This window comes from Frankia sp. AiPs1 (assembly GCF_023716945.1).
Classification (GTDB): Bacteria; Actinomycetota; Actinomycetes; order Frankiales; family Frankiaceae; genus Frankia.
Genome location: NZ_JAMQQF010001074.1, coordinates 1 through 895, shown reverse-complemented (window position 1 = coordinate 895; position 895 = coordinate 1). Strand labels below are relative to the sequence as shown.

Annotated in this window: 1 protein-coding gene; it reads right to left on the bottom strand. The window is 76.0% G+C overall.

The window, feature by feature from the left end:
• Positions 1-527 (bottom strand): alpha-(1->3)-arabinofuranosyltransferase family protein (locus ND748_RS32945; protein ID WP_251750153.1); only part of this gene is annotated, 527 nt, incomplete at its 3' end.
• Between the last annotated feature and the right edge of the window lie 368 nt (positions 528-895).

Genomic DNA, 895 nt, shown 5'->3' with positions numbered 1-895 from the left:
GCCGCCGGACGCCCGTAGTCGTCCGGCGGACGGGTTGGCGCGGCCGTGCCCGTGTCCGCGCCGAGGGCGCCGTCGGGGCGCAGCGCGAGAACGAGCGGCAGGGTGATCCACGGCAGCATCGCCGCACCGGCGAGCGCGACGGAGGTCGCCCCGATCTTGCCGAGGAACATCGGCGACAGCGTGTAGGCGAGCCCTGCCAGCACCCGGGTGACGGGAACACCGAGGCGCAGCGCGTCGGCCAGGCGCACGACACCCCACGACGAGACGGTGAGCAGCAGCGCCATCCACAGCCGCTGCGTCGCCCAGGGCGGCAGCCCGACCACCTTGCCCAGGCCGAAGAAGGGCCCCATCGGGAACAGGTAGCCGACGTACTGATTCGGCAGGTAACCGAACTCGGCGAGGGAGTTCCACAGATGGGTGGCCCGGCCCATGAAGCCCCACGGGTCGAGCGGGACGTCGAGCTTGGTGTCCGCGGTCAGCCGGCCGGGCGCCTGGAGCAGGTAGAGCACCGCGAACCCCACCGCCATCCCGAGCAGCGGCCACCGCGATGTGCGGCGGGCGCGCGGCGAGGAGACGGGGGCGGAGGTGAAGGCGGCGGATGACCGGAACGCACGCGGACCGGTCGCCGTCGCGACGGGACCGCGGGCGGGGGAGAAGATCGCTGGCTCCAGGGTCGAGAACAGGTACGCCGACCCTACCCAGGGGGTCGGAACCGGGATGTCTCGCCCCTCCCCGGCCGATAGCACCCGATGCCTGCCGGCGGGGCGATCGCTACGACGAGCGGGCCGCGCCGTCCCGCTCGGGCGCGGGGCGCGCGGGGCGCGGGGGGGGGGCCCGCGCCCCCCCCGCCCGGCCCTGCCGCCCGGCGGGGAGGGGCTCGTGCCTCGCCGCGCCG